Here is a 6151-nt window from a genome sequence, read left to right on the forward strand (position 1 = left end):
GCGCGCAGTCCCCCTTTTCCTATCGTCCCGGCGCCTAAAATCCTCTCTTTCGCCGGATGCTTCCTGGGCACGAAGATTTTCTGGTCGAAGGAGCAGCCGACACAGCGCACAGCATGTGTGAGTGCACTGTCGTCCAATTCAGTTCCCCCGATGCAAAACCTACCGGAATCGGCACGAAAATGAGTTACGCCTGGGCAACAGGCCCAGATTCAACGACGAAATATGCGTCGAAAGATTATTATGGCCTAGATCATCGAGTTATTATCTCGTGATTCAAAAACTTGGATCTTGCCGGCAGGAGGAAGTGGGGGGACTTGCGACAACTGGCTTTCGCCGCAGCTGTACGCGGAAAGTCTAAATAAAAACAACGATGTACAGTCGAGAGCTCTGGGGGAAGGCCTTTTATGTTTCGCTGCTTGGTTCTGGCTGGCGCATTGTGTGCGTCGCTTGGCATTTCAGGCTGTTCATCTCTCGACAAGCCGCTTATCGAGCCGCCCGATGAGATGGCAAAGCTGTCTAACGTCGATCTCGGTCCGGCTCGGCCCGCAAATCGTCAACCGCAAAATGCATCCATTGGCAGTCCGCCGATTGTTTCTGCGAAATATCCAGGCGTTGACCGCATCGCAGACGCGCCCCGGCAATCATCCCCGGGCGTTAGCCAGAGCAGCGCCGGATATGAGCTGAATTTCAACGATGCAGAGTTGTCCGAGTTCGCAAAAGTCGTTCTGAAAGACACGCTCGGACTTACGTACGTCTTCGATTCGCACGTCGAAGGCCGCGTTACGTTGTCGACGGGCAGTCCGGTATCGCGCGCCGAACTCATTTCGATCCTGGAAAGCGTGCTCTCGACCTATAAAGCGTCCCTCCTCATTGAAAACAACGTCTACCGTGTGGTTCCGGAAGCCGACGCGCGCCAGCAGGGCATCTCTGCGTTCGACTACGTCAGGGAAAGCCGCGAGGTCGGCCCCGGCTATGGGGTCTCCATCTTTGCTCTGAAATACGTTTCGACCGCTGCGATGATGCGCATGCTCGACGGATTGTTGGTCAAGCAGGACGACCTGCGGGCGAGCGTTTACAACAACCTTCTCTTCGTCCGCGGTTCCGGCCAAGCCCGCCAGTCGGTGGTCGACATCGTTTCGATGTTTGACGTCGATTGGATGAAGGGTCAGTCGGCGGGGCTCTTCAAGCTCAATAATGCCGCCCCGGACGACGTCATTCGGGAACTGACGCAAGTTTTCCAGACGGAGCGGCAAGGCAAGGGCTTGATCAAGTTTCAGCCGATCGCGCGCCTGAACGCCGTGCTCGTGCTTGCGCCGAAATCGCAAATGATCGACAAGGCAGCGGAATGGATTTCGCGGCTCGACCGCGGCGGTGCCGACGACAACAATTTCTACGTTTATCGGGTTGAAAACGGACGCGCAAAAGATCTGGCGCGTCTTCTGATGGCGGCGTTTTCTGGATCGGGCGGCGGCTCCATTCGCGACGCGGAAGAAAAAGAAGTTGTACCGACTTCCAAAGCTTCCCGGATGGGTTCCGGTGGGGGCGGCGGAGGTAGCTTCGGAAGCAGCTTCGCCAACAACAGTTCGGCAGGCGCAGGGTCCGGTTTTTCTAACAACGATACGCCGGGCAGTTCGAGCAGCAGCGGTCCGTTGAAGAGTGCACCACCGATGTCGACTGCCGACGACTCGTCGACCGATGACGTCTCGGAGTCCTCCAACAGTGGAGGATCTTCCTCGCCCTCCGATCAGGTACGGATTACTCCTGACGAGCGAAACAACAAGCTGTTGATCAAGTCATCCGAGCGAAACTACCGGAAGATCCTCCAGATCCTCCAGCGCATTGATCAGCCGCCACTCCAAGTGCTCATCAACGCGACTCTCGCCGAGGTCACGCTCAACAACAATCTGTCTTATGGCGTTCAATTCTACCTGCAGAAAAACCGCGGCAAGGCCGGCGCGATCGGATTTAGCACATCTGATGCGCTCGCCATTTCGCCTGTGGCGCCCGGCCTCAATCTGATCGCCGGAAACGTCGGCACCGATCCGCGCGTCATCCTCGATGCTTTGGCGAAGGAGACTGCTGTTAGAGTCGTTTCATCACCGTCCGTTGTCGTGCTTCATAACCAGCCGGCGACATTGGAAGTTGGCGACGAGGTCCCGGTCACCACGCGCCAGGCCCAGAGCGTGATCAATCCGGACTCTCCGACCGTCAATGAGATCACGTTCAAGAACACCGGCGTTATTCTGAATGTAACGCCGCGCATCAACAGCAATGGCCTCGTAACGATGGAGGTTCAGCAGGAAGTGAGCGCGGTTGTGAACGCTGGAGGCCAGAATACGACCACGCTCACGCCGACGATATCGCAGCGTCGCGTGTCGAGCACGATTGCTGTCCAGAGCGGTCAGATGGTTGTCCTCGGTGGCCTCATTCGCGAAGAAGTCGATCGCTCGAAATCCAGCATTCCCGTGATCAACAAGATCCCCTACATCGGCGATGTTCTCGGTGGATCAACCAACAACTCCAAGGTGAGAACAGAGCTCATCGTCTTTATCCGGCCGACGGTCATTCACAATCCGGAAGATGCGAGCAACGCTGCTGAAGCGCTGCGTGCCGGTATGCAATCGCTCGCGCCAAGGCCAACGGCCTGGGATGTCGAAGTCGAGGAGCGCGGTTCCGGCCGCCGGCCAAACGTCATCAAGTGAGAAGCCATCACTTGGATCTTAGTCAGCGAAGCCCAAGTGAGTGAGCTCTACGTGCGCGACGAACGGGCGGGCGCAAAAGTCACCGAATGGTGGGGCGAGGAAAGCGCCGAATGGCGTCGGCGTCATCGCGCCCACCGAGTGCCAATCTTTTTGTAAGCCGGGCAGAACTCGGTAAAAATCGATATCACAACGCGCATACTTTGGGCTGGAGAGATCGCCATTCCGACCGTCGACTTGTGATTTGCATCGGCAGTGACGTCCAGATTTCTGCCGCGAGCGGATGGACGGTCCTCTGAGCTAGCACTCGTTACCTTTCTCACGTGCAAAAAAGCACTGCCCGCGCGAGGCGGGCAGTGCTCTTCCATTCAACCAATTCGATGAGCAGAATTATTTCTTGGTCTTCTTCGCGTAGTCGTCGAGCTTGTTCTTCTTCAGGAGCTTGAAGAGCAGGTCCGCGACCTTGTCGTTGTCCATGTCCATGAAGGGAATATGCGTGCTTCCCTTGAGCCCTGCATCGTCCCCAAGTTTGAGAACCTCGGCATTGCCGCCGTACTTGTTGATGAGCTTGGCGCAGAGGCGGGACAGAATGACCTGCTGCTCGGTTTCAGGACGGTTGTCGCCCCAAACGAACTGGATCTTCTTGAGTTTCGCCAGCTTCTTGAAGTCTTCCAGCGGAACGCCGAGCGGACCGAATGCGCAGGCTGGCGTCAGAGCTGTGCAGAGTGTCGGACTCTCGGGGTCGCCGATCGGAAACACATAGCCGATGCTCTCGTAAGTGACGATGCCGCCGATGTTGTTCTTCGTCGTCTTGGCCGTGGTCTTCATAGCGCGAAGCCCGCCGGCGGAGTTCGTGAGGTAGACGATCTGATCGCCGAGTTTGCCGGAATCCGCCGCCACCGCAGCAGCATCCGTCTCGAGCTCGATATTATAGGCGTTATCGAACTCATCATAGCGCGCGCCTGTTGCGTTCCACCAGTACTCTTCCAAATGTGGACTGTTGGCTGGGAACTGCGTGCCAGGGTAAAACTCGGCCGGTGTCGGCACTTTTCCAACTGGTATCGTGGGGCCGAATTTCCAGGCGGTGAAATTGCCCTGATCCCGGTTGGACGGCGTGTAAGTGACGGTCTCGCAGCTCCAGTTGGCGCGGCCTACCCGCGGGCCATCCCAAATATACGTGGGAAAGTCGGCGCGCAGCATCTTGTCCTTATAGCCTTCGCCACCGTCCCAGCGGTTCTGCCAGACCTGCGCGCTCGAGCTGTGCCAGAGGACGATGCTCGTCTTGCGGGGCTTCTTCGGGATGAAATACTCGACATACCCGTGGTCGCACGACAACGTCCGGTTCGGGTTCGGCGCACCGGACGTCGGAGGGACGTTGTAGTGCTTGCCGCCGATGATAAATCCGCCCGTTTTCTCGAGCGTAATATCTTTGGTACCGGCCAAGGCGCCGCCAGCCGAAGCGACAAGCAAGAGAGCCGCCAAAGGATAATAACTTCGCAAACCTTCAGGCCTGAACTGCGCAAATCGTCTGTTGCTTATTGTCATTATTTCTTTTCCTCCGTTTACGTCATTCATTTTTGATTTTTTTTGAAACGAGCATTTCGATCTTCATCGAAAACTGAAGTGCGCTCGTCGAGACGGACGATAGAGAGGCTAAAAATCGGAACTACAATGATCCTGCGCTTTCCGGCACAATACTGCTCCGTGGAGCGAATACTTTTCGACATGTTGAATCAGTGACGCGCGTCTGACCTTCGAGACGCGACGACCTCACCTGAGCGTTATCGCGCAGGAGGGTTTTTATGCAGGCATCAATGCGGCTCTGCGATAATGAGGAGGGTATCGGCGGAACACTTTTCCGGTCACTCTGACTCGAGCATTCATGCGCCGATCTTCATCGAGCAACCAGCTACAGGCCTACTTTATATTGCTTGGGGGTAACGCCTGTAACCTCGCGAAAAACTTTCGCAAAATGGCTCTGACTCGAGAAGCCGTACACGGAGGATATTTGGCTCGCGGATAGCTTTGTGGTTGCGAGCATGCCCTTCGCCCCTTCGATCCGCTCGCGCATGACGAACCTATAGGGCGTTACGCCAAACACAGCCTTGAACACGCGAGTGAAATGAGAAGGACTCATCTGCAGCAGCCCTGCAAGCTCCGTCACAGAGATATTGCTTGTCAGGTTCTCTTGAATGTAATTCACGAGACAGCTCTTCTGTGCCGGCGATAGGCTGGCCTCGCGTTGGTTCACGTGTGAGGCAGAGGCATATCTGGCCGCCAGATACGCGAGCAAGGCAAGCGAAATCGACTCTCCAAATAGTCTACCGGAGGGGCATCCTTCGCGAACTTCCTCGCACATTGCCGCCAACAGCATGGCGAGCCGGACATCGCTCGCGACCTGCGCAGTCTCCAAAAAATTATCGATGGCGATAACATTGTCGGGCGCCAAGTGCTGCAATTTGGAGTTATCGAGTTGGAGCACCATCATCGGAGTAGCAGCAGTTGGCACAGCGGATTGAATTTCCACATCGCGCCGAATGATAGAGACGGTTCCACGCCGAACCGCATCCTTGCGCCAGATGCCCCTATGCTTCCAATTCAAGGAACCGCAGCCACCGGTGACATACAGGAGCGTCGTCTTGGGCCAGGAATGGCTCGGCAGCGGCTCGAGACGGCCGTTTGCCTCCTCAAAATAGTAGCCGGCCCAAGGGCTATCCGCACTACTGAGCGCCGGCCCCGCGAAGAACGGAATACGACGCCCATTTGCATTCATTTGAAGACGTGACGTGGTCACATTCACCTCCGGTTCCGCGCCGCCGAGATGTCTCCTCGATTGTTTGCGAGACCGAAGGATTTCAGGAATTTATCGGCGAGACTTGGCTCTGCGAGAACACAATTGGCATGGAATGAACAGAACGCTTCAGCAGCGGGCTACGCAGCCTGAGTGCGGCGCACAAATCAATCGTTTTGCACCAGCGCTCCAATCCTGGACTTACGACGTATGCGTCCTCGTTTTGCTACGCATACATCCTATTGGCGATCGCTCATCTCATCTTCAACGTAACGATCGGCTGCTTGGGATTATCGGACTACAAGGGCGCCGGTCTTAGCCTTGTCGCAAAACAAAATGTCGCTGACAAATGCGATGAAACAATTCGATGCCTAGCGCAACCATTGTGCAGCGCCGAGTATGGAAACTCGGTTGAGGGCTAACCGCGCACTTACGCTTCCCTCGCCCGTCTGAGCATGACGCGGCGCAGCGCGCTATCGGCATCATCGGAGGGACACTGCCGATACGCGTAGGCCATAGCCGGTCGATGACATGACATCGCTGTTTTGATCGCGCGGGGCCCGTTCGTCACAAGCTGCAAAAACAAAAACGCGCCGCGGTGCACGAGGCACAGCGGCGCGTTTTGAATACGATCGATAGAGGGCACTGATTGACTTCTTTG

General features: G+C 56.3%; 3 protein-coding genes. 1 reads left to right on the forward strand and 2 read right to left on the reverse strand.

Annotated elements, in window-relative coordinates; genetic code table 11:
* Positions 1-404: 404 nt before the first annotated feature.
* On the forward strand, positions 405-2702 hold the full coding sequence (gene gspD, locus K2Q04_RS21940; RefSeq protein WP_291167761.1) for a type II secretion system secretin GspD: 2298 nt from the start codon (positions 405-407) through the stop codon (positions 2700-2702).
* 387 nt (positions 2703-3089) lie between these two features.
* Here the strand turns inward: gspD and K2Q04_RS21945 are convergent, their stop codons facing one another.
* Both K2Q04_RS21945 and K2Q04_RS21950 read right to left on the reverse strand, forming a co-directional pair.
* Complete coding sequence (locus K2Q04_RS21945) at positions 3090-4244, reverse strand: alpha/beta fold hydrolase (protein WP_291167764.1); 1155 nt, start codon at positions 4242-4244, stop codon at positions 3090-3092.
* A gap of 364 nt (positions 4245-4608) precedes the next feature.
* A complete protein-coding gene (locus K2Q04_RS21950) occupies positions 4609-5493 on the reverse strand; it encodes an AraC family transcriptional regulator (RefSeq protein WP_291167767.1) in 885 nt (294 codons plus the stop codon).
* Between the last annotated feature and the right edge of the window lie 658 nt (positions 5494-6151).

The organism is Hyphomicrobium sp. (assembly GCF_019753045.1).
Lineage (GTDB): Bacteria > Pseudomonadota > Alphaproteobacteria > Rhizobiales > Hyphomicrobiaceae > Hyphomicrobium_B.